The sequence below is a fragment of the Microcoleus sp. D2_18a_B4 genome (genome assembly GCF_036702475.1).
Lineage (GTDB): Bacteria > Cyanobacteriota > Cyanobacteriia > Cyanobacteriales > Microcoleaceae > Microcoleus.
In genome coordinates, this window is record NZ_JAUBTL010000012.1 from 117,187 (window position 1) to 143,086 (window position 25,900).

General features: G+C 45.6%; 30 protein-coding genes. 12 read left to right on the plus strand and 18 right to left on the minus strand.

Features of this window, described 5'->3' with window-relative positions; all coding sequences use genetic code 11:
* Positions 1 to 18: 18 nt before the first annotated feature.
* Positions 19 to 1,449 (minus strand): NB-ARC domain-containing protein, encoded by a 1,431-nt coding sequence (locus QUB04_RS09890; protein ID WP_333283761.1) that lies wholly within the window; start codon positions 1,447 to 1,449, stop codon positions 19 to 21.
* Between the two features lie 158 nt (positions 1,450 to 1,607).
* On the opposite strand from QUB04_RS09890, the gene QUB04_RS09895 reads away from it, so the two are divergent.
* Complete coding sequence (locus tag QUB04_RS09895; RefSeq protein ID WP_333283764.1) at positions 1,608 to 2,549, plus strand: PEP-CTERM sorting domain-containing protein; 942 nt, start codon at positions 1,608 to 1,610, stop codon at positions 2,547 to 2,549.
* A gap of 121 nt (positions 2,550 to 2,670) precedes the next feature.
* On the opposite strand, the gene QUB04_RS09900 is transcribed toward QUB04_RS09895, so the two are convergent.
* The 10 genes from QUB04_RS09900 to patD all read right to left on the minus strand — a co-directional run bounded on the left by QUB04_RS09900 (position 2,671) and on the right by patD (position 10,700).
* Positions 2,671 to 3,066: an ACP S-malonyltransferase gene (locus tag QUB04_RS09900; protein WP_333283766.1), complete on the minus strand. Its 396-nt coding sequence runs from the start codon at positions 3,064 to 3,066 to the stop codon at positions 2,671 to 2,673.
* Complete coding sequence (locus QUB04_RS09905) at positions 3,063 to 3,437, minus strand: DUF433 domain-containing protein (protein ID WP_333283768.1); 375 nt, start codon at positions 3,435 to 3,437, stop codon at positions 3,063 to 3,065. The genes QUB04_RS09900 and QUB04_RS09905 overlap by 4 nt, the downstream gene beginning before the upstream one ends.
* A gap of 369 nt (positions 3,438 to 3,806) precedes the next feature.
* Complete coding sequence (locus QUB04_RS09910) at positions 3,807 to 4,802, minus strand: AEC family transporter (RefSeq protein WP_333283770.1); 996 nt, start codon at positions 4,800 to 4,802, stop codon at positions 3,807 to 3,809.
* A 374-nt stretch (positions 4,803 to 5,176) separates the two neighbouring features.
* Positions 5,177 to 5,383 carry a glycogen debranching protein gene (locus tag QUB04_RS09915; protein WP_333038077.1) on the minus strand — a complete coding sequence of 69 codons (207 nt, stop codon included), beginning with the start codon at positions 5,381 to 5,383 and terminating at the stop codon, positions 5,177 to 5,179.
* A gap of 71 nt (positions 5,384 to 5,454) precedes the next feature.
* Entirely contained in the window at positions 5,455 to 5,757 is a 303-nt protein-coding gene (locus QUB04_RS09920) for a hypothetical protein (RefSeq protein ID WP_333283772.1), read from the minus strand.
* A 23-nt stretch (positions 5,758 to 5,780) separates the two neighbouring features.
* Positions 5,781 to 6,266 carry a GNAT family N-acetyltransferase gene (locus QUB04_RS09925; RefSeq protein WP_333283774.1) on the minus strand — a complete coding sequence of 162 codons (486 nt, stop codon included), beginning with the start codon at positions 6,264 to 6,266 and terminating at the stop codon, positions 5,781 to 5,783.
* A 176-nt stretch (positions 6,267 to 6,442) separates the two neighbouring features.
* Positions 6,443 to 7,516 carry an RNA polymerase sigma factor, RpoD/SigA family gene (locus QUB04_RS09930; protein WP_333283776.1) on the minus strand — a complete coding sequence of 358 codons (1,074 nt, stop codon included), beginning with the start codon at positions 7,514 to 7,516 and terminating at the stop codon, positions 6,443 to 6,445.
* 110 nt (positions 7,517 to 7,626) lie between these two features.
* Positions 7,627 to 9,300: an ABC transporter ATP-binding protein gene (locus tag QUB04_RS09935; protein WP_333283777.1), complete on the minus strand. Its 1,674-nt coding sequence runs from the start codon at positions 9,298 to 9,300 to the stop codon at positions 7,627 to 7,629.
* Positions 9,301 to 9,671: 371 nt separating this feature from the next.
* Positions 9,672 to 10,256, minus strand: a complete 585-nt coding sequence (locus QUB04_RS09940; RefSeq protein ID WP_333283779.1) for a zf-TFIIB domain-containing protein — start codon at positions 10,254 to 10,256, stop codon at positions 9,672 to 9,674.
* A 45-nt stretch (positions 10,257 to 10,301) separates the two neighbouring features.
* Positions 10,302 to 10,700, minus strand: coding sequence for a heterocyst frequency control protein PatD (gene patD / locus QUB04_RS09945; protein WP_333140213.1), 399 nt, complete (start codon positions 10,698 to 10,700; stop codon positions 10,302 to 10,304).
* Between the two features lie 113 nt (positions 10,701 to 10,813).
* On the opposite strand from patD, the gene QUB04_RS09950 reads away from it, so the two are divergent.
* The 4 genes from QUB04_RS09950 (at position 10,814) to QUB04_RS09965 (ending at position 14,011) form a co-directional block, all read left to right on the plus strand.
* On the plus strand, positions 10,814 to 11,020 hold the full coding sequence (locus tag QUB04_RS09950) for a hypothetical protein (RefSeq protein ID WP_333283781.1): 207 nt from the start codon (positions 10,814 to 10,816) through the stop codon (positions 11,018 to 11,020).
* Between the two features lie 143 nt (positions 11,021 to 11,163).
* A complete protein-coding gene (locus QUB04_RS09955) occupies positions 11,164 to 13,437 on the plus strand; it encodes a bifunctional (p)ppGpp synthetase/guanosine-3',5'-bis(diphosphate) 3'-pyrophosphohydrolase (protein WP_333283783.1) in 2,274 nt (757 codons plus the stop codon).
* Positions 13,438 to 13,452: 15 nt separating this feature from the next.
* On the plus strand, positions 13,453 to 13,770 hold the full coding sequence (locus QUB04_RS09960) for a DUF6883 domain-containing protein (protein ID WP_333101993.1): 318 nt from the start codon (positions 13,453 to 13,455) through the stop codon (positions 13,768 to 13,770).
* 16 nt (positions 13,771 to 13,786) lie between these two features.
* Positions 13,787 to 14,011, plus strand: a complete 225-nt coding sequence (locus QUB04_RS09965) for a DUF4926 domain-containing protein (RefSeq protein ID WP_242719868.1) — start codon at positions 13,787 to 13,789, stop codon at positions 14,009 to 14,011.
* Here the strand turns inward: QUB04_RS09965 and QUB04_RS09970 are convergent, their stop codons facing one another.
* Together QUB04_RS09970 and QUB04_RS09975 are read right to left on the minus strand one after the other, a co-directional pair.
* Entirely contained in the window at positions 14,012 to 14,266 is a 255-nt protein-coding gene (locus tag QUB04_RS09970) for a hypothetical protein (RefSeq protein ID WP_333283785.1), read from the minus strand. It lies immediately after the preceding gene.
* Between the two features lie 91 nt (positions 14,267 to 14,357).
* A complete protein-coding gene (locus QUB04_RS09975; protein WP_333283786.1) occupies positions 14,358 to 15,278 on the minus strand; it encodes a glycine betaine ABC transporter substrate-binding protein in 921 nt (306 codons plus the stop codon).
* A 178-nt stretch (positions 15,279 to 15,456) separates the two neighbouring features.
* Here QUB04_RS09975 and QUB04_RS09980 point away from each other — a divergent pair, with 178 nt between their 5' ends.
* Together QUB04_RS09980 and QUB04_RS09985 are read left to right on the plus strand one after the other, a co-directional pair.
* Complete coding sequence (locus tag QUB04_RS09980; RefSeq protein ID WP_333283789.1) at positions 15,457 to 16,824, plus strand: aldehyde dehydrogenase; 1,368 nt, start codon at positions 15,457 to 15,459, stop codon at positions 16,822 to 16,824.
* 422 nt (positions 16,825 to 17,246) lie between these two features.
* Positions 17,247 to 17,699, plus strand: a complete 453-nt coding sequence (locus QUB04_RS09985) for a 4a-hydroxytetrahydrobiopterin dehydratase (RefSeq protein WP_333283790.1) — start codon at positions 17,247 to 17,249, stop codon at positions 17,697 to 17,699.
* Between the two features lie 26 nt (positions 17,700 to 17,725).
* On the opposite strand, the gene QUB04_RS09990 is transcribed toward QUB04_RS09985, so the two are convergent.
* Positions 17,726 to 18,457: a response regulator transcription factor gene (locus QUB04_RS09990; RefSeq protein ID WP_333283792.1), complete on the minus strand. Its 732-nt coding sequence runs from the start codon at positions 18,455 to 18,457 to the stop codon at positions 17,726 to 17,728.
* Between the two features lie 227 nt (positions 18,458 to 18,684).
* Between QUB04_RS09990 and QUB04_RS09995 the strand changes: the two genes are divergently transcribed.
* Positions 18,685 to 18,927 (plus strand): hypothetical protein, encoded by a 243-nt coding sequence (locus tag QUB04_RS09995; protein WP_333283794.1) that lies wholly within the window; start codon positions 18,685 to 18,687, stop codon positions 18,925 to 18,927.
* Between the two features lie 125 nt (positions 18,928 to 19,052).
* Positions 19,053 to 19,307, plus strand: a complete 255-nt coding sequence (locus tag QUB04_RS10000; RefSeq protein WP_333146016.1) for a DUF6761 family protein — start codon at positions 19,053 to 19,055, stop codon at positions 19,305 to 19,307.
* Between the two features lie 307 nt (positions 19,308 to 19,614).
* Here the strand turns inward: QUB04_RS10000 and grxD are convergent, their stop codons facing one another.
* The 3 genes from grxD to QUB04_RS10015 all read right to left on the minus strand — a co-directional run bounded on the left by grxD (position 19,615) and on the right by QUB04_RS10015 (position 21,066).
* The gene (grxD, locus tag QUB04_RS10005) at positions 19,615 to 19,938 is read right to left on the minus strand and encodes a Grx4 family monothiol glutaredoxin (RefSeq protein ID WP_333277517.1); all 324 of its coding nucleotides are present in this window, start codon (positions 19,936 to 19,938) and stop codon (positions 19,615 to 19,617) included.
* A 201-nt stretch (positions 19,939 to 20,139) separates the two neighbouring features.
* Entirely contained in the window at positions 20,140 to 20,400 is a 261-nt protein-coding gene (locus tag QUB04_RS10010) for a BolA family transcriptional regulator (RefSeq protein ID WP_333042760.1), read from the minus strand.
* Positions 20,401 to 20,442: 42 nt separating this feature from the next.
* Positions 20,443 to 21,066, minus strand: coding sequence for a hypothetical protein (locus QUB04_RS10015; protein WP_333283797.1), 624 nt, complete (start codon positions 21,064 to 21,066; stop codon positions 20,443 to 20,445).
* 215 nt (positions 21,067 to 21,281) lie between these two features.
* Here QUB04_RS10015 and QUB04_RS10020 point away from each other — a divergent pair, with 215 nt between their 5' ends.
* From QUB04_RS10020 to QUB04_RS10030, 3 genes are all read left to right on the plus strand, one after another.
* Positions 21,282 to 21,602: a type II toxin-antitoxin system HigB family toxin gene (locus QUB04_RS10020; protein WP_333283799.1), complete on the plus strand. Its 321-nt coding sequence runs from the start codon at positions 21,282 to 21,284 to the stop codon at positions 21,600 to 21,602.
* 160 nt (positions 21,603 to 21,762) lie between these two features.
* The gene (locus QUB04_RS10025) at positions 21,763 to 22,161 is read left to right on the plus strand and encodes a transcriptional regulator (protein ID WP_333283802.1); all 399 of its coding nucleotides are present in this window, start codon (positions 21,763 to 21,765) and stop codon (positions 22,159 to 22,161) included.
* 210 nt (positions 22,162 to 22,371) lie between these two features.
* Positions 22,372 to 24,699, plus strand: a complete 2,328-nt coding sequence (locus QUB04_RS10030; protein ID WP_333283804.1) for a S8 family serine peptidase — start codon at positions 22,372 to 22,374, stop codon at positions 24,697 to 24,699.
* 915 nt (positions 24,700 to 25,614) lie between these two features.
* Here QUB04_RS10030 and QUB04_RS10035 read toward each other — a convergent pair.
* A partial coding sequence (locus QUB04_RS10035; RefSeq protein ID WP_333283806.1) for a hypothetical protein occupies positions 25,615 to 25,900 on the minus strand: 286 nt, incomplete at its 5' end.

A 25,900-nucleotide genomic window follows, 5' to 3' on the forward strand; every position in this document is an offset into this window, starting at 1 on the left:
TGAGAAGATCGATCGATGTTACAGTTTGATACTGCTAGGATTTGACTGGGATTGAATGTATTGTTGAAATACAGGATTGAGTAAAAATAGCGCTCCCGCTCCTATTTGTACTTTTTCCAGTAAGCCGCGCCGTGCTAAAGATTGTATGGCTTGCCAAAATTCTGATTTAGATAACTCAATATCCGCAGGTGCTTGGGAAATATCTACCGCTTCATCTTGACTTGCTAACCAATGGCTCACCTTTTTTTCTGACTCCGATAAACGCTCTAAGTGAGATTCTAAAATGGTTTCTAAGTCACCTAAATAAATATCATTATTGTTGGTTAAAAACCGGGAAGGGCTACCGTCAAAGAATTCTAAAATTGTTGAAGCTATGATATTTAACCAGGAAGGATGACCTTGATAAAGGGCGATCAAATCTGACCATTTTTGCTCATCTGCTAATCCTTTTTGTCTGAGTATTTCTGCCGATTCTTCCCCTAAACCTTTGAGGTGTAAAGTTCGTGCAGGTCGGTTTAGTGCTTCTAAAGCAGTAATTTCTCTGGGTTGTTCCCAACTGAGGATAATTAAACAACTCTGATGAGAGGATGTGGCAATTTGTTTAAAAAATTTGCCATAGTCTTCATAGCCTGCTAAATATTGACCTGCTAGTTGACTGCTTTTAAAAATATTTTCTACGTCATCAAGGATTACTAAACAGCGAGAAGATCGAAAATAATCGATGATTGTGGGTAATGGGGGTTGTGGCGATCGCCCAAAAAATTGCTTGAGTTCGGTTTGGACGGTTGAAAGTGTGGGTGTGTCAGCGAGGCTTAACCAAATAATATAATCAAATTCGGTTTGAGTTTGTTCGATGAGTTTGAGGGCGATCGCACTTTTGCCAATTCCGCTTAAGCCGTAGACGGTAATTAAGCGGGTGTGGGCTTGCAAAATCCATTGTTTGAGGGTGGAGAGTTCAGAGGTGCGATCGTAAAATAATGAGGCGATATCTGGTGCGTCTCTTAAATCTTGGCGTATTTGGGGTTGCGTGTTTTCTGGGGTGGAGGATGATCGCTCTTTTGGAACTTCTGGAGATTGTGAAGTATTTCCACAGACATTGACGTTACCAATTTGTACAGAGTTTTTCTCAACAGTTGATGAAACGATTGAGATGTGCCACCTTTTGAATGTGGATTTAAAATTAGATTTATTAACTGATTCACCTAATACATCTGAGAGTATCTTCCATAATTCAGAGGCAACATCCCTAGCATGACCCTCACTACAATGAGCTTCCTCTGCGATTTTCGGGTATTTTTGAGCTTGCCAAGCACCCAGCAATATAGCCTCTTGTACGTTGTCGAGGTGTTTTCCAGTCTTGGTGAAAACTAGGTTGTCGGCAAATTTTAAGATTTCTTCAACGTCCATCAAGTTGGTAAGTGTCGGGGTTTTAGCTATTGTATCCGACAATTTCCTATAATTTCCGACTTAGCCCCACATTTTATGATATTGGTTTTGTAAACTCCCTACAAAATCCTACACTTTCCGACTGACAAAATTTAATCATTATGAAAAACTATTTCTAATAAAACACAACTAAAGTAATCAATAGGGGTGTAATAAAAAGCATGGCTAAACTTTCAACAATCATAGCTAAGACCATTTTGGGTTTAACTGCATCTGCCGTTTTGATGCCCATTATGTCTACAAAAGCGTTGGCTTTCGGTCTGAGTGACGGACTTAATGCTGTTAATGACATTACAACAATTACAAATAACCTTTCTTGCAATAACAGCCAATCTGAAACAAATTTCGGAAGACCATCTCTTACAATTACGGTAAATTGTACCATTAATTACAATTCCACTGTTTTTGCTTATTGGACTAACAGTGGAAAGCAGGAATGGCAAAGTATTTATCAGATGTACGATTGGAGAGGACAACCAGGCAAAAGATACAGTCTTACTCAAACTCTGTCAGGCTATGTATCCGCAAGTACATATGCTGCTGCTTCGGGAACAGCAAAGGCTATAAGCTACCTTTACGATGGATACAGTACAAAATGGGAAGGAACTTCAGCAGTCAGCTACTTCTTTGGTGGCTATTCAGACTCGAAGTGGTTGAACGAGCAAACATCTAGGTCAACAACTAACCTCTTCGACGGAACACTTTATTTAGGAGCTTATATCTTTGGATATAGCTCGGCCGATGGTCTAGGTTACATGAATGCCAATTCCTATATAAGTTTTACCAGTAAAGCTACCATCACCGATATGGGTAGTATGGGTTGGATCACTGAGGGTGGCGGAGCTGACCTTTCCAGCTATGCTGCTTCTAGCAATTCGTATAACGCTATGATTCCCACTCAGACTGGAAAAGACCCTTCTTTGAAACCGCCACAGGATGTGCCAATTCCAGAAATGTTTGTCGCAGTACCAGAACCAGGTACGATTGCTGGATTAGCACTTGGTGGTACTATGTTGTTAGCTGGGAAAGGCTCTCGCTTTGCCAAAAAGCGTCGCAAAAATAATGATGAGAAAGTTGTTGATACAACTGCTATTGAAGTTTAATAATGATTGTCTCAACATTTTTACGAAGCAGTGATCGCCCAACATTCAGCTCATTTTTAAGATTGATCCCCCTTTCTTTCCAGAAGTGCGATCGCACTTCTTCAACAATCTCGACAGCACATCAGGGGATGAAAAGCCGACTTACACCCATATAAGTATTAATATCAAGCACAATTTCAACCAGACGAATTGCACAACGCTGCCGATATTCAGAGTCATTCAACAAGCGGTCAGCATCGCCAATAGTAATCACGGGGAGTGATGTAGAAGTAATTTCCTCGCGCATCACTTGTTCCAGAGAGTTATCGCCCTTCATACTCCGATTGGCCGTCAATAAAATCATCTGGTTTGATTGAGCCAACCGCCACACTACCCGATCGTCACTATCGATCGGCAGGCTCATTTCGTCAAAGGTGATAAATCGAATGGGCACCCAATCTAGCCAGCCGCTATTTAAAATACTACCTGAAAGAAGTATGGCGTGTCCTTTTAAATTATGATCGACTAAAAAATTCATGGCTGAGACTTAAACTTGGCTTTGGCTGCTTGAAGTTTTGCTCGAATAGCTTCTTCACCAGGTTTTGGTGGCTGGGCGGCAATTCTGGCAATCAGATCGCGATTTTTTTCTTCGTAGTAAAGCCGCAATTCTTCAGCGTCCTTAAGCACCATTTGATACTCAGATTCAACGGTGGCGCGATTTGCCTCAATATAAGCTAAAGCCGCGTTAATTTGTTCTTCTGTAAGGTCAAATAATCCCCTGATAAACTTAGGCGGATATTGAGCCGTTACATAGTCCATGATGTCGTAGAGGGTGATGCGCGTACCTGCGATCGACAGTCCTCTTTCTGTACGGATGATAGCTGTTTGTTCGTCGGATATGCTTGTCATGCCATAACCTCCTCGAAGTTATTTCTATATTATAATAATTATCAAAAACCTTGCAACAATCATTAGTTTTTGGTTTGTTTCCTGTTTTAGTAACACGATCCAAAATCCAAGAAACCGGGTTTCTGCGATAATTACGCATCTTTACCGAGATTTTGAAAAGAAACCCGGTTTCTGACTCCCCACAGACTCCAAGAAACCGGGTTTCTGCGATAATTTACGCATCCTTACCGAGATTTTGAGAAGAAACCCGGTTTCTAACTCCCACGCGCCCCAAAATCCAAGAAACCGGGTTTCTGCGATCGTCTTGGAATTCTCACGCCCGATTTAGTGAAGAAACCCGGTTTCTAACTCCCACGCTATCCTCCAACTTCAACTAAACCCAGCTAACCACAAGGGAAGCATCAGCAACAAACCGACAGAAGTGATGGCGATGCTGCTAGCTAACAAATCGCGATCGAGCTCGTATACTTCTGCTAAAATCAGCACCGAAAGAGCTGTGGGCGTTCCCGACATCAACACCAACACAAACCTCGGATCGCCACTCAATCCGAAATAACTAGCACCCAATCCGATTAGCACCGGCACAATTACCACTTTTAACAGCGACGGGATTAACGCCAGTTCAAAACTTTCCCATTTCTTAATAGACCTCAGCCGGATGCCAACCAGCAGCAAAGCACTGGCAATTACCACCCAAACAGCAGTCTGCAATCCCGATTCCACTGTTTCGGGCAGGGGGATGTTTCTAGTATAAAAACCAATTAAAAAAGCCCACAGGGCGGGAACTGTCAGCACGTCCCGGAGCTGAGTCCACCAGTGTTTTTTTTGCTCGGAGTTCCCGAAATAGCTAGCAATAAATACACCGAAACAATAAGTTCCAATAACATTGTTAGTGACGCTGTACAAGACAGCCCAGTTGTTGTTATCGGTGCTGATGATAGACGGGGTGATTGCTAATCCCACAAAGCCCGTATTCCCTAACATCGCTGCTAGGAGAAAACTCCCTTGGCTCGATCGCTTCAGGGAATTAAAATTTAATAAAAATAAATTAACCAGAGAATTTTTGCCCTGAAAATAGGGCTTTTTGATGTGGGCCGCACTCAGCCTACGCAATAATACCCAAGTCAGCCAAGCACAACTCGTACTCAGAAATAACACGAATATGGCGATCGCCGGCGTGAATCCCACAGCACCCGAAAAATCGCTTTGACGGGCTAAAACTAGAATTTGCAGCGGTATCCCAATCCAGAAAAGAAAGTGGCTCAGCAGCTTGGGAAAATCAACTGGGATGTACCGAAACAGCAGCAGTCCTAAGCCCGTCCAGATAACTAGGGGCGTATAAGCGTGAAATAAGGTTTCAATCATAAAAATTTAACTAGACAATTGGAAATGCCTCTATCTATTAATAGTAATGCTAAAATCCGTTTAAGAAATGCGAATTGTCGTTAGCGGAGCCCTCGAAGGGGATCGCACTTGCACGCTTTTTCGTCCTAGCGTGTTCGCAGCAGTGCCCGCCCGAAAATTTCCGCCCAAATTCCCGCACCTTCCACGGCACAATCATCAGACTGGCTGCCCCAAATGCTTGCAGCTTTTTGCCTTCAGATTCACAAAACCTCTGTTAATTTGACCAATGTGCGATCGAGTTATTTTGCCTTGGACGAACAGACGTGCAACGTTTTCCTGCCGTTTCGATCGAACGGAAACAGGGTGAGACTAAAGCTGCTGATGACTTGCACTCATTAATTCAATTTCAAAGCATTAACAGGCACCTCATCCCAAGAACTAACAGTCCGCAAGGTAGCAACCCAGCCCTGCTGTTTTTGCTCTGCCGTCAAATTCTTCTCAAAAGATTCGTGGCAATCCTTCGCTTGAGTCTCATCGCAACAAGCAATGCAAGAATAAAGAATGCCCGACGGATCGATTTGCTCGTTTACCCAAATAATCACGATCTACTCTCCCAATTAACTTAACTCTTATCTAAATTTTCCTATATTTTTGTCAATTAAGTAGGTAGGTATTAATTAACCTGAGTGCGGCATTTTAGCTTAACAGGCAAGATGCCTGTTCCACACACAGGCAAGATGCTTGTTCCATACACAGGCAAGATGCCTGTGCCACATACAGGCAAGATGCTTGTTCCATACACAGGCAAGATGCCTGTGCCACATACAGGCAAGATGCTTGTTCCACATACAGGCAAGATGCCTGTTCCACATACAGGCAAGATGCCTGTTCCACACACAGGCAAGATGCCTGTTCCACACACAGGCAAGATGCCTGTTCCACACACAGGCAAGATGCCTGTTTCACACACAGGCAAGATGCCTGTTCCACACGCCTTAATTACTTCGATGCCAAATTTGCCAAAGACTCGCCCGCAAGCCGGCAAATCCGCCAGTCGGGCATCACATCAGCACCGATACCCTTGTAAAATCCGATCGCCAATTCATTCCAATCCAAAACGCTCCATTCCAAACGCCCGCAGCCCCTTTCTACTGTCAACTGCGCTAAATAAACTATCAAAGACTTGCCAATTCCCCGCCCTCGAAACTCAGGCACCACAAACAAATCTTCCAAATAAATTCCCGGCTGAGTCAAAAAAGTAGAATAATTGTAAAAAAATAGCGCCCAGCCCACAACTCGACCCTCGCACTCGGCTAAAATCGCTTCAACAAAAGGTCGATCGCCAAACAAATGATGCTCCAAATCAACGGCATTGCCAGTAACGGCATGAGATAATTTTTCGTACTCAGCTAAAGCTTTAATCAAATCAAACAGCACCGGCACGTCGGCGCGGGTAGCGGGGCGCAAAATTACCTCAAAAGACATAAATAAGTAAGTAGTACGCGACAATCAACAATTAAAAATACCACATCAAGACATTTTTAACTGGTAATTTTTAATTAATTTTTTCCACCTTGAACAAGCATATTTACGGTGGCCTCGGAGTGCCACCCCACAATAATTTTAAGATTTTTCAAAATGCCAACTCAATGTTTTTTAGTTTATTTCAACCAGCCCTTCAATCGTTCCGTCACTTGAGGGCGGCGCAGCTTTCGCATTGCCTTATTTTGAATTTGACGGACTCGTTCGCGGGACAAATTGAACAAACTGCTGACCTCTTCTAAAGTGTAAGGTTCGCCGGTCAGCAAACCGTACCGCATAGCAACAATCTCTTTTTCCCGCTCAGTCAAAATACTGTCCAACACCTCCAAAATATCTTGGCGCATCATCATCTCATTCATCTGAGCTTCGGGAGATTGCGTCGCGTTATCTTCGAGAACATCCAAAAGTTCCGAACTTTCTTCTGAGCCGATGCGATGGTTGAGAGACAAAGATTGCCGACGTACTTGCTGGAGGTAGCGAAGCTGTTCGCAACTAACTTGCATTTCTTTAGCAAGTTCAGTTTCACTTGGATTGCGTTGAAGAGAACGCTTCAAATCTCGATAAACTTTTTTGAGTTTATTTAACTGTTCGACAATGTGAACAGGCAAGCGAATCGTCCGCCCTTGATTGGCAATTGTCCGGGTAATTCCTTGGCGAATCCACCAATAGGCATAAGTAGAAAACTTGTAACCCTTCTCCGGATCGAACTTTTCGGCTGCCCGATTCAAACCCAAAGCTCCTTCCTGAATTAAATCGAGAAAAGGCACGCCCCGATTCAGATAGCGTTTGGCAATCGAAACCACCAAGCGCAAATTCGAGCTGATCATTTTCCGTTTCGCCGACTGACACTTGTGGCGAAGCTGTTGCAGTTGAGTTTCGCTCACCCCCAAAGCCGCTGCGAGTTCAGCTTTTGTCGGCACTCTGTCCAATTCCTGCTGCAAACGCTGTTCTAGTTTCTCCAGGGCTACCAATTCTTGAACGCGGCGCGCCAACTCTACTTCTTCGGCTGCTGTCAGTAGAGGATACCGAGCCATTTCCTTGAACAAAGCTCCCACTGGATCGTCGGCCGACCAGTTGTTGTATGCTGACGATCGAGTTACCGTCGGACGATCGATCTCGGTGTCTTCATCTTCTGCGATCGCGAATGAGGCTTCGGGTGCCACCGCAAAACTGCCTAGGTCAGATTCTGCCATATCGTGCTTGGTGTCGGTGGAAGGATTTGAAAAGTATCCCTTAACTTTAACCAATTTAACCGGAAATTTCCGAAATCCCAAATCCCAAATCCCAAATCCCAAATCCCAAATCAATTAGTTCGAGCCAGTAAAGGAGCTGCCTGCAATAATTGCTGAGTATAAGGGTGCTGCGGATTAGTAAAAATATCCCTAGTCTTACCGATTTCAACAATTTTGCCAGCATTCATTACCGCAATACGATCGCAAAAAAATCTCGCCACCCACAAATCGTGCGTAATAAACAGATAAGTCAAATTAAATTCCTGCTTCAACTCCAACATCAGCTCTAAAACTTGAGTCTGCACGCTGGCATCCAGCATACTCACAGGTTCGTCGCAAATTATCAGTTGCGGCCGAGTAATCAAAGCGCGGGCGATCGAAACTCGCTGCTGTTGTCCTCCTGACAATTCCCCCGGATAGCGACGAAAGAAATCCTCCCCTGGACTTAAACCCACCCGCTCTAACATTTGGATTACTTGTTTTTTAGCGTCGCTGCCATTAGCTAATTTGTGAATAAACAAAGGGTCAGCAATACTTTGCCCGACAGTCATCATCGGATTCAGGCAAGCATGGGGGTCTTGAAAGATCATTTGCATTTCGCGGCGGTGCTTCCTCACAGCATCGCGGTTCAGGGCAGTTATATCTATTCCTTGAAATTCCACTTTGCCACCTGTCGCGGTAATTAGCTGCAAAATCGTGCGTGACAAGGTACTTTTGCCGCAGCCGGACTCCCCCACCAGCCCTAGGATTTCTCCCCGTTGTAGCTCTAAACTAACGCCGTCTACGGCTTTAATTACCTGGCGATTCCTGGAAAACAACTGATCTAATAAATTGCTTTCTAAACTGTAGTGTTGCTGCAAATTCGTTACAGTCAAAAGAGGCGCATTTGTTGAGTTTGCAGTAACGGCTTCAGTCCTGATTTCCTCGAATGCTAACCCTTTGCCAGAATCGGCTTGAATGTGCAAAGCTGCTTTGAGGAGCGATCGAGTATATTCGTGCTGCGGCTTTTCAAAAACGTTTTGCACCGGCCCTGTTTCTACGACTTTACCGCCGTACATCACCGCAATGCGATCGCAATACTCAGCCACCATCGCCAAATCGTGAGAAATCAACAAAATAGCCGTTCCCCGTTCCTCACAAAGTCGGGTTAATTCCTGCAAAATCTGAGCAGCTACAGTTACGTCCAAACTTGTAGTCGGTTCGTCCGCCACAATTAATTTGGGATCGAGCAAAAGAGCCAAAGCAATTGCTACTCTTTGCCGCATTCCGCCGCTAAATTCGTGGGGAAATTGCGACCAACGAGACGCGGGAATTTTCACAGCTTCCAGAGTTTCGATCGCCCGTTTCTTAGCTTGCTTGCGATCCAAATTGGGTCTGTGAGCTTGCAAAGTCTCGATGCAATGTTCTCCTACAGTCATCAAAGGATCGAGACGAGTCATCGGATCTTGAAAAATCAATGCTACAGCTTCGCCCCGAAACCGTCTCAGCCGCGAAGCATTCATATCAAACACCGACTCTCCAGCAAAACTAACTCGCCCCTCAATCAGCGTTGAATCCGGCAGCAACCGCATCGCCGCCCTTCCCAAAGTTGACTTACCGCACCCAGACTCCCCAACTAATCCGAGCTTTTCCCCCGGTTTCAGCGTCAGGGAAACCCCGTCTACTGCCCAACCGGATTGGCCCCGCCGCTGAGGATAAGCTACTCGCAGATTGTCAACGGAAAATAGAGAAGAGTCATTAGTCATTAGTCATTAGTCCTTAGTCAATCGATTTTAGATTTTAGATTTTGGATTTTAGATTAAAGAATTAAAGCATTAACTTGCGCGAGATAAATTCGGGGGCTTGTATCCTGGATGCTTGATTGTCAGTAGTCAGTGGTCAGTGGTCAGTTGTTATTTGTTATTTAATGGTCAATATACTGGCTGTTAGTTGTTACTTCTTAGTGTTTCAGAGTTATTAGTTATGGGCAAGAGACTGCTCTGCTGTTTGTAAATACAAATAAAAATAGCTACAAACAAAGCTTTTATTAGTACATCATTCACCGAGCAACTGATAACTGACAACTGACAACTTACAACTAACAACTGACAACTGACAACTGACAACTAATAACTGACTAAATCTCCCTTCGCTTCAACTCAGCTCTCCGCAGTATGTAAGTAGCGGCACAATCTGCGTGAGGATGGTCTGCTAAAACTTCCGCGAGTTCCAACACATATCCGGCGATATCCGGCCCCAGCTTCTCAGTCAGCACTTGACGTTCCCGAGATGCGAGTTCTTGCACGCGGGCCTTAGCTTGCCAATTCGCAGAAAACATCTTGTCAATCTCGGTGTGGAATCCCAGACTTTCGAGAATGTCCCACTCGCCGTTATCGCACCAAATGCCCCCGCACAACATACAGCGCTCTATGTAAAAGGGTACTCTGCTGAAAGGAACTTTCGCCCGCGACAGATAGTGACCGTCTTCGGGACACAGCGCTGCTTTGCTGTCGTAGACAGACGGGGTGAATTCTATGCCCAGAGTCCCTGTCGCATCAGGCTTCTCGGATTTGTTGTACCACTGGCTTTGCTCTTTTTGCCAAGCTTCGTATTCTCTGCCTGGAATCCAGATACCGTAACAGTTGGGACACCACTGCACGGACATACGACCGGCTAAGGTACCGCCATCTAAATTGGGATGTTTACATTTTGGACATTCCACCGCTTTATTTCTCCTTGCCTTATTAATTCCCTGTTAATTCAATTATTAATTCTGTATCTGGGCGGGCCCTGAAGAACCAGAATTTTTTTGCAGCAGCGCGCCACAGTAGCCAATTAGCGTGTTAAGCCGCGCGATCGCCCCAGTTTGCCTCGCCTTTGCTGTCGCTGGCTGGCGCGACGCTTGCAAAAACGTGACATCTGTCCCCAATAACCGCAGTTGCTTGTGAATTTCCGTCAAGTAGGACTGCTCTGGGGGTGTTTCTGAGGCGTCTAAGTCATCGCTTTCGGCTCTCATAATTTGGTTTCCGAAAAATTGTTGCACTTTTCTGTATTCGATCGCCAGCGCGGCCCGATCCAGATTATCCTGTGCAGCAGTTCTTTGTAGTTGTTCTAGCGCTTGCTGTAATTCTTGGTAGCACTGGCGGCGGTCTTCGGACAATATCATGATTTTGTAAACAAATTTGTATTTATAATCTAAGTAGATACTTACTTAAGTTTGCTCATAGGGAGGGAAGCTGTGCGTTTTTGGAGCTATTCCCTGTTTTGTGAGAACTTTTTTTGATTTTCTGCCCTAACTCTACCCTTCTGGCTGCTGCTTTTAGTTTAGCGTTGCCGGTAAATGCCGATCGCCCGCAACCTCAACGGCTACCGCCAAAATATGCTTATTTTACCCGATTTTCCCCGATCGACAGACTGCGGCGGTGGCAGTGGTGTCACTATATTTTCCTACCTCCGAGGGGTGGCGACTCGGAATTAGATAGGTAGAGTTAACAGAAAAATCGACTATTTTTTTGAATTGCAAATTGTGGCATTCAATTAGTTTAGTATAGCTAAACACATAATTTCGGCAATTCAACCAAAAACTGGCTTTTAACCATTTGTATTTCTAAGTTTTAAAGGTGTACCCCATGAACGCGAACACTCTGACTCCCTCTCCTTCGATCGATCCTGCTGTAGTTCCCGATTGGCTGCAAGAATGCCTGAATGCTCGATCGGAGCCTGATGGGGGCCCTAACCAGAATTGCTCGACTGACGACAGCTTAATTTGTCGGGCCTTTGAATTTGCCCGCGACTTGCACGAAGGACAATACCGCAAATCGGGAGAACCTTACATTTGCCATCCGGTAGCTGTCGCTGGAATACTCCGGTATATGGGCGGCAACAACGTCATGATTGCCGCCGGCTTCCTCCACGACATTGTTGAGGATACAGATATTACTCTCGAAGAAATAGAACAGCGGTTCGGCGCCGAAGTGCGACAGTTGGTTGAAGGTGTCACCAAGCTTTCTAAGTTTAATTTTTCCAGCAAAACAGAGCGCCTTGCGGAAAATTTCCGCCGAATGTTCCTAGCAATGGCTAAAGATATTCGCGTCATTGTCGTCAAACTGGCAGACAGGCTGCACAACATGAGGACTTTGGAGCATTTGTCCGAAGAAAAGCAACGCAGTATTGCCCTAGAAACCCGAGATATTTTTGCTCCCCTAGCAAACCGTTTGGGTATTGGCCGCTTTAAGTGGGAATTGGAAGATTTAGCGTTTAAATACCTGGAACCCGAAGCTTACCGCGAAATTCAGGAATTGGTGGCCGAGAAGCGAGCCGATCGAGAAACTCAACTCGCAGAAGTCACAGATAGTTTGCGAGAAAGGCTTGACAATTTAGGCATTAAATGCTATGAAGTTAGCGGCCGTCCCAAACATTTGTACGGAATTTACGGGAAGATGCAGCGCCGCCAAAAAGGGTTTAAGCAAGTATACGATATTGCGGCGGTGCGGATCATAGTAGAAACCAATGATGACTGTTATCGGGCTTTGGCGATCGTCCACGATTCTTTCCGCCCGATTCCCGGACGCTTTAAAGATTATATCGGTTTACCAAAAGCCAACCGCTATCAATCTTTGCACACCGGAGTAATCGGAACCAGCGGCCGCCCCATCGAAGTGCAAATTCGCACCGTAGCAATGCACCACATTGCAGAATACGGCATTGCCGCGCACTGGAAATACAAAGAAACTGGCGGTTCTAACACAACAGTTACCGGCGACGACGAAAAATTTACTTGGCTGCGACAACTCCTAGAATGGCAAAGCGACCTCAAAGACGATCGCGAATATTTACAAAGCATTAAGGACAACTTATTCGACGAAGATATTTACGTTTTTACTCCTAACGGAGACGTGATTGCTCTCAATAGCGGATCAACTCCCGTAGATTTTGCTTACCGCATTCACACAGAAATTGGCAATCACTGCACCGGTGCCAGAGTAAACGGGCGAATGGTAACACTAGACAAGGTTTTAAAGAACGGCGATATTGTAGAAATCTTGACCCAAAAAAATGGTCATCCGAGTTCCGACTGGCTGAATTTTGTCAAGACAAACGGAGCAAAAAACCGAATTCGCCAGTGGTTGAAGCGATCGCACCGAGATGAAAATCTCGCTCGCGGGCGGGAATTGCTGGAAAAAGAATTAGGTAAAAACGGCTTAGAATCCTTGCTGAAATCTGAACCCATGCAGTCTGTGGCTCAGCGCTGCAACTACCACAGCGTCGAAGATTTAATCGCCGGTTTGGGGTACGGCGAAGTTACCCTAAATCTCGTAGTAAATCGACTGCGAGATTTAGTAAAAGTGCAGCAAAAAATTGAAGCTGCTCCCACAGGAGGGCAGGAATTGCCCCAGCTAATACCTGCATCGACGGCACCGAAACCAGTACCGAGTTCGTCTCCGAGCAAATCGCCGATCGCAGGTGTAGAGGGATTGCTCTACCATTTATCCGGGTGTTGTTGTCCGATTCCTGGGGAATCAATTATTGGAGTTGTGACTCGCACCCGCGGAATTTCGATTCACCGGCAAGGATGTTCAAATGTTGAGAACGTACCTGGGGATCGCTTGGTTCCTGTGAGTTGGAATTCCAGCAACCGCAATGAATCTCGGCCCAACACTTATCCGGTTAACATTCAAATTGAAGCCCTCGATCGAGTGGGAGTTCTCAACGATGTTTTATCGCATTTGAAGGACAACCAAGTAAACGTCCGCAGCGCTCAAGTCAAAACATATCCCGGATTGCCTGCATTAATTGACTTGTGCATGGATATCCAGGATAAACAACAGTTCGAGCGCACTTGTATGCAAATTAAAAAGATGAGCGATATTTTGAATTTGCGGAGGCTGAGTGAAGGGACTTAAGAGGAAATTTTTCCTATGGCAAAACTCAGCCTTAACTCGGTTATTCCTTCAGCAAAGCTGACCAACTATTTATTAATCCGGCTTCCTAAAGACGACAAATCTCAGTTTCTCGATCGAGGTGGTTACAGCATAGAAAACTGGCAACAGCTCGATCGAGATTTAAGAAGCCAGATACTTCCTCTGGAAGCGGAGCAAATGGAAAACACCAGATACGGTCAAAAGTACATGATTAAAGGCAGTTTAACAGGTCCAAACGGTACGATTTTACAAGTTAAAACCGTTTGGATCGTTACTCCATCCGAAACCAGATTTGTTACATTAGTTCCTGATTGACAAGAGGTTAAACCCCATGAAATTTGAACTGTTTTCACAGGTAGCATTGCGAGAAGATATTCCTAAGTATGGCCTTAAAAAAGGTGATACAGCAACTATCGTTGAACACTACCAGATGCCGGAAGGTGAAGAAGATGGTTATAGCTTAGAGGGTTTCAATATCGAAGCAATTACAGTTGAAGTGGCCGAGTCCCAGATTGAAGCAATAAAAGCTCCTGTTTTGCAGCTTGGAAAATATTGATTACCATTCGCCTTCCACCAGCCTGCGATGAGAGCGACTCATCTTGCGAAGCAAAACTTGTTCTTCTTGAGAGAGAGGTGCTTCGCAAGCAGCATTAATTTTTTCTAACAGTTGTTGATTTTCGCGGCGGCGGATAAATTGTTCAAGCGCTATTTCGATCAAAAAGCTATGCGAAATTTGCATTTCGCCAGCTAATGTTTCGGCTTGTTCAAATAAAGATGCTGGCAATGAGATAGCAGTTTTGACAGTTGTCATAGCTTTATACCTTCATTTATTTATATGAGTCTAACTAATAGTATAGCTAACCACAATACGGTTCCGCAAACAGGCAGAACAATGAAACCCTTTATTTCGCCGGAGTTACTGGCTTTGAGTCGCCCAACTTTTGCTGCAAAAACTCCCGCGCCACTTGTCCGGCTTCCTGCTGTTTCCCGTCAACTTGATAGTTTAGTTTACGCATATCTTCTTCGGAGATTTTCCCGCCCAATTCTGCGAGCACTGGACGCAATTCCGGGTATTTTTCCAAAATTTGCGATCGCACAACCGGAACTGCTTCGTAGGGCGGGAAATAGTTCTTGTCATCTTTGAGAACTACTAAACCTAAACTTTGAATCAAACCATCCGTCGTATTACCAGCAATCACATCTACTTCTTTTTGTTGCAACGCTTGATAAAGCAATCCTAACAGCAATTCCTTCGGTTGTTCTCGAAATTTAATCCCGTAAGTTTTAGCCAATCCGGGAAATCCATCTTCTCTCTCGTTAAATTCTGGGCCGAAACCAGCCCGGAGGTTAGGTGCAGCTTTCCCAAGTTGCGAGAGAGTTTGTAAATTGAGTTTTTTGGCATCGTCTCCCCGCACAATAATCGCAAAACTGTTATTAAATCCCAGCGGTTCCGTCCATTCTGCCTTAAACTGTTTGGGATATTCTTGTTTGAGGTAGTCGAGGACTTTTTTGGGGTCAGAAATCGGTTTCTGTTTGAGCAGGTTGGCGTAAGCAGTCCCCGTGTATTCGACGTACAAATCGATTTTACCTGCTGTTAGGGATTGATGGCAAAGCGAACCTCCGAGATTCAGTTCTCGTTCTACTTTGATATCTGTTTTAGCTTCGATGTGCTGTGCTAAAATTTCTGCGAGAATGGCTTGTTCGGTAAAGTCTTTCGAGCAGATGACAACTTGCTTTTCGAGCTTAGAGGTACATCCTGCTACTGCAAGCAAGCAAAGCAGCCAGCAGGAATAGAAAAAAAAATCGTTCTTAGATATTTTCATAAGCGAACTCCATTGTCATTTCCACAATTATTAGCTTCTAATTTATAGCATTTCTCAATGATTTGTAAAGGCAATACCCCCGACTTGTTCAATAAGTCGAGGATCTAACACCGATCGCACTTTACCCAACTTCCGTTTTCCTGTTGTAACATTTATTTATAGACATGGAGGACAAAAAATGGTAATCAGCGTCAGCGATATTATCCAGCAGCAGCGGCAATTTTTTGCGACTGGGAAAACTAAGGATGTGGATTTTCGGATCGAACAACTGAAAAAACTTAAAAGTGCGATCGTTTCCAATCAATCACGGATTGTGGATGCTGTCAAGGCTGATTTGAACAGGCCGGAGTACGAGGCTTACTTTGAAATTGCTGCGATCGCAGAAGTTAATTATGCCATCAAAAATGTTAAATCGTGGGCAAAGCCGAAAAAAGTGCCTACTTCGATCGATCAATTCCCAGCATCGGCCCGCATTTACCCAGAACCTTTGGGCGTAGTTTTAATCATCGGGCCTTGGAATTACCCATTTCAGCTAATGATATCACCCTTAGTCGGGGCGATCGCCGCCGGCAACTGCGCCATCCTCAAACCTTCAGAAATCGCCTCGCACACGTCGGCAGTTGTCGCCGACATGATTACCAAAACCTTCGATCCCGCCTACGTAGCCGCCGTCGAAGGAGGAGTCGAAATCAGCCAACAATTATTAGCAGAAAAATTCGATCACATCTTCTTTACAGGTGGCACAAAAATCGGTAGAATAGTCATGGAAGCCGCCGCCAAACACCTGACACCTGTCACATTAGAATTAGGCGGCAAAACTCCTTGCATTGTAGACTCAGATATTCAAGTTGAATACACTGCTAAACGCATTGCGTGGGGCAAATTCATCAATGCCGGTCAAACTTGTATCGCTCCAGATTACCTGTTAGTTGATAAAAAAGTTAAACCCGATTTGATGCAGGCAATTAAAACAGCAATTCACGGATTTTACGGCGACGATCCGCAGAAAAGTCCCGACTATTCCCGAATTATCAATCAGCATCATTTAGGACGTTTGGCAGAGTTTATCAAAGACGGAGAAGTTGTCGTCGGCGGTCAAACAAACCCCGAAGATAAATATATTGCACCGACGGTTCTAGACAAGGTTTCCTGGGATGCGCCTGTGATGAAGGATGAGATTTTCGGGCCGATTTTGCCAGTTTTGGAGTATGATGATTTCGGGGAGGCGATCGCCCAAATCAACGCCCGTCCCAAACCCCTAGCTTTGTATTTGTTCTCGAAGGATAAAGAGAAACAAGAGCGAGTTTTGCGGGAAACTTCTTCCGGCGGAGTTTGCATAAACGACACAGTTATGCAAGTCGGAGTAACAAGTTTACCTTTTGGCGGAGTTGGCGACAGCGGCATCGGCACCTATCACGGAAAAGCAAGTTTTGACACTTTTTCTCATCAAAAAAGCGTGCTGCAAAAGTCATTTTTACTTGACTTAAAATGGCGGTACGCTCCCTATCTAGGTAAGTTGGATTTGATTAAGAAAATTATCGGTTGAGCGATCGCACTTGCAGGGGCGGGTTCACCAACGTTTACAATATCAGCAAGATAGCCAAATCAACCCGCCCCTTCCTGATATTATCGGTTAAGCGATTCCACGGTGAACGATTATTTCCCTAAATTTTAAATGATTGCTCCTCTGTTTTATGAACGCTTTCGATCGCAATGTCTACCTGGCACCATTCTCAATAACAGGCAAGATGCCTGTTCCACAAAGAGTGAATTGGGAGCATTTCATATTTGTAAAAACACTTCTTCTTGCTCCTGACTTCTTCCTTCTGACTCTTTTCTCCTGGCTCCTGACTCCTGACTCCTAACTCCAATTTCTAGCTTGACTGCTTTCATTGAGATGCTCCCAGTGAATTTCTTGTGTGGAGTAGGGGTTGGGCATCCTACCCGCCCATAAAAAGCTTATTGAAAATGGTGCAAGATGTCCATCCTAAAGGACAGTTGCCGTTCAAAATAATTCAGATTAGAAATGTCTATAATATCTTTGATAATCCGATCGCTAAACAGCAATTTATGGAACCTTTAGCAACAGAACGCTGTGCCGCCTGCAGCCCAAACTCTGCCCGCGTCACAGCTTACGAAATTGTCCAGCTAAAACCTCAAATTCCCGACTGGAATTTGATCGAAAAAAATGGCATTCCCAAAATAGAACGCACCTACGAATTCCCGGATTTCAAAAGTGCGATCGCCTTTACAAACAGCGTCGGCGAAGCAGCAGAAACTGAAGGACATCACCCCGCACTGTTAACCGAGTGGGGGAAAGTTACCGTTACTTGGTGGACTCACGAGATTTCTGGACTGCACCGGAATGATTTTATTATGGCGGCGAAAACCGATGCGATCGCCAATCAATTCCCAAAATAAAATCAGACTTATAGACCGATCGTAGTCTAAGAAAGCACCGCCCTGGGCACTGGTGAATGTTGATTGGCACTATTCAACAACTCCAGATTCAGTCGGTAGCCGACATTCCGTACAGTTTGAATTAGGCTCGGCTGTCGCGGGTCGATTTCGATTTTTTTACGCAGAGAGAGTACGTGAGTGTCGATCGTCCGGGGGTTATCAATAGCATCAGGCCAGGCCCGACGCAGCAAATCCGAGCGCGACAGCGGCACTCCTCCAGCTTGAGCTAGCACGTACAGCAGGCTAAATTCCTGGGGAGTCAGCTCAATATGTTCGTCGTACAACCTCACTCGGCGTTGCACCAAGTCAATTTTCAGCAGCCCGCACTCCAGCGTCGCCGGCGGTAGCATCGTGCGGTTGCGGCGCATCAGAGCTTCCACCCTGGCCATAAACTCTTGCATCCCAAAGGGTTTAGTCAGGTAATCGTCTGCCCCCGCCTTCAAACCTTCAACAATATCCGATTCCGAATTCCGCGCCGACAGCATCAAAATCAGCGACTGCTGCTGCTGTTGCAGCCAGTGGCAAAATTCCAAACCGTCCCCATCCGGCAATTGGGCATCCAGAATGACTAGGGTTGGCTGGCGGCTGAAAAATATTTCCCTAGCGTGACTGATATCCGCTGACTGGTGCACCCAGTGACCGACTTGCTGTAGATGCCAGCCCAAGAGCGATCGCAGGTGCGGATTCCCTTCAACAATTGAAATACTTGCAGATTCCACAGAGGCGAGCTTCCCATATCACTAATTGCTACAAGGTTAACAGAGCTTTTGTCAAGCTTTTGTAACCATCGCTACTCAAGCATTAGCTGCGTTTAAAGCAGCGGACATATCTAGGGTACGAATTTTAAAGATTAGGTTAATTTGGCAGGGTCAGCCTGCAGAAAGGTGAAATCATTCTGGCGGTAAGCTTACAATGAAAATAAGACAGTGTAAAGCCGATCGACCCCATGCCCCAACCGCCTGCTAAAAGCGATCCCCCCGATCCAGCCCCGACTCCCAGGAGGTTGACAAATCGCGCAAGTGAAACTAGAATTCCTCCAACCGTTCGCTCGGTAGCCGGAACACTCAGCCACTTTGACCGTCAAATTCAGCCACATCCCGACTTAATTAAACGCACAGCGAATTATCTAGGTGCGCGCAAAAAGTCGAGCAACTGCATTGCAACGAGTGAAATTTTTTATGGAGGGTAGCCTGTTGAGCAGGGTAAAAACTTTTATTTAGAAATAGCCTCAAGCTGAGCCACTCAGCATCAATCGAGGCCGTTCCTAAATCCCGCCGTCATTATACAAACCACAAAGGATTTCAAGCTCATACCATGCTACAAGACACCCAAACAATCCGGCACTACCAAAAACTCACCGACGCCCTCGTCGAAATGTGGAATAGAGGTTATCGCTTCGATGACCTGCGGCTTTACTTAGACGGCTATTTAGCAGCCCTGCGGCATTCCAACGGTCTGGAACCCTATCTGATTCACAGACTAGAGGAAGAAGCAGCGCGTTACATTCACGACCCCTCCAATTTTGCAATGCCACAGACACAGACACAGGCTGAATCAGACTACTATTAAATAGCAAATTCGGTTTGATAAACCCTTGATGATGTGGGAATTGGGAATTGGGAATTGGGAATTGGGAATTGGGAATTGGGAATTGGCAATTTTAACGGGTTCCCTGGCTATGCCTCGGAACCGATGTCCACAGGCTCGGCCTCGCTTTGGGAGCCTAAAAATTCGATGCCTAGCCGACTGCATTGCGTTCCTAGGCTTTGCCTGGACATAAGTAATTAAGTAAATTAACTTAATTCAACGTAAAACCCGATTGCTGTTATTTCCCCGACTTCTTTAAGAAGTCGGGGAAATGTTTTTTCTGTCTAATTTAAGAAGCCAAAGCCACTTCTACAACTTCTTGCAATTCGCCCTTTTGATACATCTCGATCATAATATCCGAGCCACCAACAAATTCGCCGTTGATATAAACTTGAGGAATTGTCGGCCAGTTGGAATACTCTTTAACGCCTTGACGAATTTCCTGGTCTGCCAAAACATCAACAGTTTCGTAAGGCACTCCCAAAGTATTGAGAATTTGCACCACAGTATTAGAAAAACCACACTGGGGCATTAACTTATTGCCCTTCATAAACACCATGATTTTGTTTTGCTTAACCAACTCGTCAATTCTTTCATGTGCTGCTGTAGTCATGGTAGCTCCTAATATTGTTTGAAAATTTTTAAACGTTGACTGACGCAGAAATCGGGTTTTTTACGAAAATCTTTCGTTACAGCCATAGATTCCGGTTAAAAAACCCGGTTTCTTTGGTTTTTGTGCGTAAGTGCAGCAGTTGTATTTCAAGCAACTATTGACAGAAGCACAAACTTGTGATACCCAATTGCCGCTCAACAATTAAGCAACTTGACTTTTCGCTTCCCATTCTGCGGGAGTTAAGGTTTCCAAGCCCAAAGCGTGGATAGCTTCACTAGCCATTGCCTGTTTGAGAGCGCCGTAGACCATTTGGTGCTGCTGTACTCGGCTTTTTCCTTCAAAGGCTGCAGAGACGACTCTCGCCTGGTAGTGGTCACCGCCGCCGGTCAAATCGTCAACTTGTATTTTAGCGTCGGGCAACCCTGCCTTAATCATTTCTGCTACTTGAGACGGTGTAACCATTGGTTTCTCTGATAAACGACTGTAATTTAGATTTTAGTGGAACTATTTTGTCGATGAGCTCGGTTGACTGCTGGCAGGCCGGGGAAAGGGCGAATCCACAAAACCCAATTCCAGTAACTGCTGGTAAGCTTTCTTGCCCAAGTCGCGAGTTGGCTGCTGCGATCGAATAATCTGAATCAGCAGGGGCACAGCCAGTTCGGGCTTATTTTGCGCCCGGTGTACCAACGCCAGCCGGTAGGTAGCTTCGTCGCGCATTTGGGCCGTTTCTACAGCTTTGGTGCGGTGGCTTTCCGCCAAGCGGATGTCAATTCCGGCAAAACTGCTACCCAGTTGTTGGTAGAAGTTGGACAGTTGATTGAAAATTTGGCGGGATTCTTGCAGCTTTTGAGTAGCGAGTGCGTAATTCTGAGAGGAAATAGCACTGCTGGCTTCTGTCATCAAACGCTGGCCTCCTGGGACGCTCAGCAGACTGCTGTCTTGCGTCAGAGGGCGAAGATTGTTGGGGTCTGTGGGGTCGTCGGCGGGCTCGACTTGCGGTTGGTTCTCTGGCCCAGAAGGTTGTTGTGCTTGGACTTGGAGCGGTTGCAACAGGGTAAAAGCTGCGATCGCCCCGATCGTAATCCGGGCAGTGGAGCGAAGCCAACAAACAGTTCCAGAGTATACCATGAAATTACTTTGCGCCTGTGCGCTTTAAAAAAATATTTAGCTTGAGCCGATCTTACCATTGGCGATCGCAACCGGCTAAGTGTAAACCAAATTTGTTGAAATGTCAAAGGGTGCGCGATCGGGCAAAAGGCTCTTGAGGAAAAATTCAAGTAGAGACTTGACATAATGTTCTCAGTATGAGAACATAGAGGTGTCGTGTAAAAAACGGTACTGGAATGAGGCTAATTTCCAAGAAAAATCTGGAGAGTGCGATCGAATCCTACTCCGACGATGCCAAGGCTGCGATCGCAGTCTGGCGCAAGGCCATCAAAGACAACGATTGGGAATCACTAGAAGAGATTCGACAGGGATATTCCAAATCGGTCGATCAAGTCTGTGGATATACCATATTTAATATTAAAGGCAATCAGTATAGATTAATTGTAAAAATAAACTATACCGCCAAAATTATATATTTTAAAAAATTTTTAACCCATAGCGAATATGAGAAAATCAAGTGGAATGATGAAGATGAAGTTAAACATAAAATAGGTTAAGTCCGACTAAAAATATCGGGGAATCCTTACCGATTGATTCCCTGATGTATTCAATCAATCACAAACATTTACTCCAAAGTTCAAAATCATGATACCGAGAAACAAACACCCACCTTCTACTTGAGAACCATGTCTAAGTAAGCAAGCAAAGGAATGAGAAATGAACATCACAATTGAAAAAACAGCTTACGGTCAACTGCTGGCTAAATCTCAGCCTAAGCCAATCCTGAACGAAGAAGATAATGATCTTGCCCTCGCAGAAGTCGATTTTCTGATGTCTAAAGAAGAATTAACAGTAGAAGAAGAAACTTTACTGAGTCTCTGGGGGCTGTTGATCGAAGAATACGAATCAAAATATTACCCAGATCCAGAAGTGACTCCCCGGGATGTTCTATTGCATTTCATCGAAGTTCGCGAACTCAAACAAGCCGATTTGGTGGGTGTGATTGGTTCCAAAGGAGTAGTCTCTGAGGTGGTTAATGGGAAACGGGCGATTAGCAAGGCGCAAGCTAAGGCGCTGGGAGAATTTTTTAATATTAATCCTAGCGTGTTTATTTGAGCGTGTTTATCTGAAAAACTCGCTGATATCGAAAAAGACTCGGCGGTTGACACCGCTAGCAACGCGATCGCACAAACTAAGTCCGACGCGGACTGATGGAAAAACTACCGCTGTTAGTTACAGCTTCCAACCCCTCATAGCAAAAACCTCCCTGACAGCTTATAAATATGTTTGATAAATCTACATCCAAATTAAACAGGAACATTTCTGATGGTACAACCAAGCAAACCGACCTCCGACACTCTCCAAAATTATCAAGGAATTGGAGTTCCAGAAGAAAGTCTGCCAGTGATTTTGCAGCGTGGCGGTGATGAATTGCTGCTGTCAAAAGCGGACGATCGCTTTACAGTTCGCCCCTCATCAACAGCATCAGCCTCAAACGATTGGGCTGCAACAACTGGGGCAAAACTCAACCGTCGCGTCGGCCAAACCAATCTCGAAGAATATCTCGTTTCACCCGATCGCCTAGAAGCAGCAATGCAAGCAGCCCGCGCCAGCGATGCCGTAGCTTTTGCCAGCCACGTCTATTGCCCCGCGAACAATCCGAGTACATTCTTTTACCTGACAGACGAAATTACTATTCAATTTGGCGAACAAGTAGACGAACAATCGCGAAATGCGATCGCCAATGCAGCAGCTTTACAAATAGTCCGGCCAGTAGAAGGAATTCCCAACACCTTCGTCTGCTTCGTCACCAAACAAGCAACAGAAAACCCGATCAAAATTGCCAACCGCCTGACAAGATATGCAGAAGTTCTCGTAGCAGAACCCAACATTTTAGTAGAGACGCAGCAGCATTACACGCCCCGCGATCCGCTTTATCCCAAACAGTGGTATCTCAACAATAAAGGCGGCAACGAACTTGTCGGCGGTGCTCAAATTTATGCAGAACCAGCTTGGAACATGACTCGCGGAGTTCGATCGATCGTAATTGCGATCGCCGACGATGCAGTTGACATCACCCACCCAGATTTTCAAGGCCAAGGCAAAATCGTCTCACCCATCGATTTCAAAGAGGGCGACACTTCCCCGATGCCAGTCGCCGACTCAGACAACCACGGCACAAGTTGTGCCGGCGTCGCGGTTGCTGAAGAAAACGGCAAAGGCATTGTCGGCGTCGCCCCCGGATGCGCCCTGATGCCCATCCGTACCAGTGGTTTTCTCGATGACAATTCTGTCGAAAAAATATTTAATTGGGCGATCGAAAAAGGTGCCGCCGTCATTTCTTGCAGTTGGGGGCCTGCTGCAGTTTACTATCCCCTTTCCCTGCGGCAGAGTGCCGTCATCACCAAAGCAGCAACCCAAGGGCGGGGCGGCAGAGGCTGCGTTATTCTGTTCGCAGCGGGGAATGCCAACCGTCCAGTCAACGGCACAATTAACGAGAAAGGCTGGCCCAACAACGTCGTGGAGGGTCAAACTAGATGGCTAAACGGATTTGCCGTCCACCCAGACGTAATTGCCGTCAGCGCTTCCACTTCCCTCAACAAAAAAGCAGCCTACAGCAATTGGGGTACCAGCATCTCGGTTTGCGCCCCCAGCAACAACGCGCCGCCGGGAACTTGGTTGCCAGAAACCGGATTTATCAGCACGCCGCCGGAGGTGACGCAGTATTTGCCCGGTTTGGGGGTGTTTACTGCCGATCGAGTGGGCGATCGGGGCTACGACATGGGGGACTATACTGATACTTTTGGCGGCACTTCCAGCGCCACTCCAGTAGTCGCTGGGGTTGCAGGGTTGATACTTTCGGCTAACCCCCGTTTGACGGCGCGGGAAGTGCGGGGAATTCTCGAACAAACTGCTGAGAAAATTGTCGATCCCGATCCCGATCCCCAGTTGGGCAATCGCATGGGAAATTACGATCCTAACAACGGCCGCAGCGATTGGTTTGGTTACGGGAAAGTGAATGCTTTTAAAGCTGTGCAAGCTGCGGTGAGAAAGGGCGGCGGCAATCCGAATATCGGGGGTGCAGTGTTCAGCGATATTTCTGGACATTGGGCACAGAAGTTTATTGAAGCTTTGGCTGCGGCGAATATAATTAGCGGTTTTCCTGACGGTTCTTTTAGGCCTGATGACAGTTTAAACCGTGCTCAATATGCGGCGCTGTTGGTGAGTGCGTTTAGTCCGATTCCGAGGGTGCCGGCTACAAATTTTATTGATGTTTCTGCTACTTTTTGGGCGAGAAGTGCGATCGAACGAGCAAATCGGGGGGGGTTTTTGGCGGGGTTTCCGGGGTTGAAGTTCGGCCCGAATCAGAACTTGACTAAGGCTGACGCGATCGTGTCTTTGGTTAACGGTTTGGAACTTAAGGGCGGTAATCCTGATTCTTTGAAAGTTTACAGCGATCGCTCTCAAATTCCTAATTATGCTTTGAGTGCGATCGGCACAGCAACTGCTTTGAAGATTGTAGTTAATTATCCTTCCCGCGATTGGCTTTCGCCACTTCGGGACATTACCCGCGCTGAGATTTCAGCTTTAATTTATCAGACTTTGGTGGCCACTAATCGGGCAAAGGCGATCGATTCTCCTTATATTGTCTAGCTAAGAACAGAGAACTGGTTCGATCGTTCGGACTTCAGTCCTCATAAAATCCGAGGACTGAAGTCGCTATAATTCGCGGCGAGTCAAACCACTTTTTGCGTAAATCCTGACGAAGCGATCGCTTTTTTGATGATAGCTTTACATATCGACTTACTTTCCCGGAAATCCAGGGTTTCACACTACGAATTAAAAACTGTCCCGACTATTGCAATAAGATGAGTTACATCTGCGGAATATGTGCCAAAACTGCGCGTAGTGAATCAGAGAGATTGGGAAAGCCGATTGTCAAGGTGAATTAATTTTTGTAAAGGTTTGTGCAAATCGCGAACATTACTGTGGAACAGGCCTATAGCCATCCTAAATCATTGTGAATTTCTTACTCCCTCCCCTTGATAAGGGGAGGGTTGGGGTGGGGTCAAAAATTTACGACTCCTGCAAGGATTGCTATAACATTTAAATCGCCAGAAAGTTACTATCGAACCGGAAATAAACCAAACACAGTTAAATTTGTTGAAGAACTCAAGCAAATCAATCCCACTGGTTATGATAGGTTTAGATTCTGTGACCGTGTAAACTTACTTAACGGGCAGCAAAGATTTTATTGCCAGTTTGGTGGTATACTAAGACTGAACCGTATAGAAATACAAAGACCTTTACCCGTTTAAGTAAAAGAAATCTCCTTAAGCAAACATAAGGTAAAAGCTCCAGAAAACCAGAGCAATTCCCGAACCCATGACTAACAACAACACAGTCAAATTATCACTTGTGGGAATTGCCAGCGTTAGACCAAGATTTACAGGGGCGAAAGGCGGAGGTTGTAACTAAAGCGAGTAATGAATGGACTACGGAAAAGGTGGAATTTGTGCTGAGGTGAAAAAATGTAGTGCGCGCATTTTGCTCGCGGGCTGTTTTTGCCTACTCCTTTTTGATTGACTTTTGGTTGAGGTAATCAGAACACATCTGTTTATCCTCGGCTGTCACTTTCGGGTTTGTTCTGAGATAATCGCTGATCCAGTTGCAGCCGAATGCCATCAGTCGATCGACATCCCAAGTCCACAGTTTGATCGTCTTGTCAAGGCTTGCAGAAGCCAAGGTTTTGCCATCTGGGCTAAAGGCGACACTCATGACCGAACTGCTATGGCCGGTGAGGGTGGCAATCGGTTTTTGGGTTTGCAGGTTCCACAGTTTTATCGTGTTGTCA